Annotated in this window: 3 protein-coding genes; all 3 read right to left on the bottom strand. The window is 56.2% G+C overall.

Annotation, left to right across the window (positions count from 1 at the left end; all coding sequences use genetic code 11):
* The coding region (locus tag AC1XOS_RS21080; RefSeq protein ID WP_481964179.1) for a right-handed parallel beta-helix repeat-containing protein at positions 1–1,411 on the bottom strand (1,411 nt) is incomplete at its 3' end.
* A 211-nt stretch (positions 1,412–1,622) separates the two neighbouring features.
* Complete coding sequence (locus AC1XOS_RS21085; RefSeq protein WP_481964180.1) at positions 1,623–2,423, bottom strand: prepilin-type N-terminal cleavage/methylation domain-containing protein; 801 nt, start codon at positions 2,421–2,423, stop codon at positions 1,623–1,625.
* Positions 2,424–2,426: 3 nt separating this feature from the next.
* Positions 2,427–3,497, bottom strand: coding sequence for a LacI family DNA-binding transcriptional regulator (locus AC1XOS_RS21090; RefSeq protein ID WP_481964181.1), 1,071 nt, complete (start codon positions 3,495–3,497; stop codon positions 2,427–2,429).
* Positions 3,498–3,613 lie beyond the last annotated feature (116 nt).

Below are 3,613 nucleotides of genomic sequence, written 5' to 3' on the forward strand. Positions count from 1 at the left end.
TCTTCTTTTGGTAGTCGGAGGGAATCACGATGGTGGATGGTGCCTCAGTGGTGTGTCGCTCCTGGCCTGTTGCCTCTTGCCAGACTTGGAGAGAGGTATAGTGTTTCTTGCCATTGATAAACAGTGGCGGGATACCTCGGGCATCGTAGTGGTTGCTATCAAGCTGGACTTGATCGTTTGTAAGCTTGAGCAAATTACTGGAGACAAGGGGAACCCCCTTACCCACGACAACCACCATGTTGTTTTTCGCGACACAGCCCTTGATATGCATGTCGTCGTTTTTACCACCGTAGCCGGGGAGGCGGTTGATGAATAGGACTCCCTCAGGCTCTCTGCCCATGTGGCTCTCCTGCACGATCGCAAGATTGTGTTCCACATGACACTCATCAAGGCCAGAACCCCAGGCAACAAACCCAAAACCAAAGGCAGCTTGGTCTTTTTTATGGCCATCATTGATACTGATGCAGAAACGAATGATATTGCCTCGCGTCTGCCCAGCAGTGGGATAGTCACAGTGCATAAACCCAGGGCCATCGTTATGGTAGGTGAGACAGTGCTCGATGGTGCAGTTCATGCAGCCCCCATCGAGATCAAAGCCACCACCATCTTTGCCTCGCGTGCGTGTCCCCTCGACAATACAGTGATGAAAGCGCACCCGCCGCGCATCGTAGGCCCACATTCCCACGCCGCCACCGGGTCCCATGTTCTCCGAAGCGAGGCAGTACTCCACCGTGCCGTCTTGCACACCACTCAGCACCAGTCCCGAGCCAGAGTGGTTACGCGAGAGGACGCAGTCGGTAATGTGAACATTGTGGTGCGGGTACACAACCGTAGACTTCTCTCGATCCCGCTTTGCGTAGAAATTGATTCCTTTCCCACCATTGTCGTGAGCATCGACGTGGCGAAGAACCACGTCCTCAAAGCCCGGCTGACTGTCGTGCCAGGAGCCAACACTGACACCATCGCCACTGAAGCCGCTGACTGTGACGCTCTCGACACGCACGTACTTGTGTAGCCTCCCCCGCGAGTCATCCGTGTAGATGCTCAGCCCTGTCACCCCCTTGTTTTTCTGCGAATCGTCGGGAACCACGAGCGGGAGACTGCTCTTTAAGTTAAGGTCGCGAACCTCAATGCCACCAGCTCTGAGCTCGATAGCCGAGCTGCCTGATGCAATAATCGTCGCGCGTTTTGCACCGCTTCCTCGAATGACGATAGGCTTCAGCGGCGTTCCGCTGTTGTTAGGTGGCAGTGAGAGAGCACCATGAAACTCCTGGCCCTCCGCGAGCACGACCTGATCACCTGGTAGAAGGCGAACCCCTTTGAGTTTTTCCAAGGTACGCCAGGCTTGCTGGGGGCTTATTCCCGCGCCTTGATCATCACCGCGTGTGTCGAAATAGTAGTTAGTGCTCATCTATCGAGGTGCCGCTCCAGGAGGGCCAGGAATGGGTGGTCCTCCGCCCTTCATCTCTTTGGTAGTACGGGTCGAGGTTGGGTCGGGCTTGGATGAGCAACCGACTACCACGACAAGAAATAGGACTGCAACGAGTGCCATGAGTAAACGCATCACTTTCTCCTCACTTCTGGTGAAAGAGAGCATGCCCTCCCCCACCAGAATACTGTCACTAGGGCTGGTTGAGCATGAAGTACCTATCCACGGGTATCTGGGTTGCAGTGAAGGTCTTATCTGCGTTCCAGCGCCCATAGAACGCCTCCAGCTTCATCGACTTGACGTGGCCATCACAGAAGGCGATATTGGCCATCGTGTTGTGACGTCCCTCAGCAACCGAGATGAAATCCACTGCACCATTGCCAACGCGCGCCGAGGGGGGCTGAACCCCGCTCCAGGTAGCGCGTCGGCCACCGGGGCCATCGGCATGCCCTGCATCGGTGAACATCACGGTCTCAGCGGTCTTGCTCACAGATGCCTCACTACGCCCCGGCTGCGTCCAGCCCCAGATGCCCCACTTATCGCCGGTTGTCCAGACGGGTACGAAGTTATTGCTAGGATCCATCTCAGTGAGGTAGAGCCAGTTGTAGCCCACAGTAAAGTACGACGCCTGGTTACCGGAGCTATAGGATGTTGCTGTGGGGCAGCGCCAGACACTGTCTTCCGGCCAGAGGTTGCCCCCGCTGGTATTGGTATTCTTCTTATTGGTCTTGATGTAGGGATCAAGCATGTTGGCGATTGTGTAGCGCTGGGGGCTATTTTCCAGCATCGGGTAGCACTCATCGTAGTCTTGTTGGTACATGCGCGTGGCGAGGGCAAGCTGACGAATGTTGCTCTGGCAGGTGGCTTGCCTCGCTTTCTCTCTGGCCTGGGCAAAGACGGGAAAGAGGATTGCCGCCAAGATTGCAATGATAGCAATGACTACTAGTAACTCAATGAGGGTGAACCCTCGACTTTCTTGGATGAACCGTTTCATAGGTTAAGATTCCTTCGATGGAAAAAGAGGAGGCAGTGATGCCCCGCAAGAGTGACGCACCGTCAGTGATACCGGCAGGACGGGCTGCCGCAGGGTGATTTCCTTACCTTCGATCAGAGAAATAAGTAGCTGCGTGGCTTGCAAGCTCATATCGTAGATGGGCATGCATACACTGGTCAGAGCAGGCTGTGTGAGCAATGCGGTCTGGGAGTCGTCATAACCGACAAGGGACATGTCCTTAGGGATACTCAGGCCATGCTCGGTCAGTGCCTCCAGAGCGCCTTGAGCACTGAGATCATTTCCCGCAAAGACAGCGGTGGGCCACTGTGTTCGGGGGCGTTGCAGCAACGCCTTCATGCCGCTGTAGCCGCCAGGAGCAGTGAAGCCAGCAGGAACGACCAGCGCGGGCTCAGGGGCAATTCCTGCGTTGCGAAGTGCTGCAAGGTAGCCAGCGCGACGTGGAGCGCTGGTGGCAACCTTAGGATCACCCGAGAGATGAGCGATTCGTCGATGCCCCAGTGCGATCAGATGCTCGGTCGCGAGCTGTCCTCCTGCGAAGTCATCTGCGTTCACAGCGCAGAGCTCGGAGGTGTCAGGAGTGTAGATTAGCGCGACGCAGGGAAAGCGCTCGTGCTGGCACCGTTCCACCAAGGGACTGTGCGGGGTAGGCAAGACCAGTAAGAGGCCATCCACACGGGGGTCGATTAGCTCACCGCTATCCACCGCATTCCAGTCGTCTCCTGTGGCCGTGTGGAGCATCAGGTTCCAGCGTGCCTCAACAGCGGCAGTCATCACCCCTGAGAGAATCGCCATACTAAAGGGGTTATGGTCGATAAACGCCGATGAGTAAGGGAAGACGAGCCCAAGTGCACCACTGCGCCCCGTCGCTAGGCTACGTGCTAAGTGGTTGGCCTTGTAGCCAAGCTCGCTGGCAATAGTATGAACACGATCTTGGGTACGCACAGAGATCCGGCGTTGTGCCGCCTTGCCGCTCAGCACTGCGGAGACGGTCATCAGGCTGACACCTGCCTGTTCCGCAACATCTTTAATGGTAACTGCTTGCCTGCCCGCCATGGGGGTGCCTTAATCCTTGCTCTAGCGCTAATCCTAAGTCCAGTGTACAATGCGAATCGGCCCGTGTCAAGCGGGTGAGAGGGAGAGGCTTGATTGTGAAAACCTTGCGACTCTTA

Source organism: Armatimonas sp. (assembly GCF_964826245.1).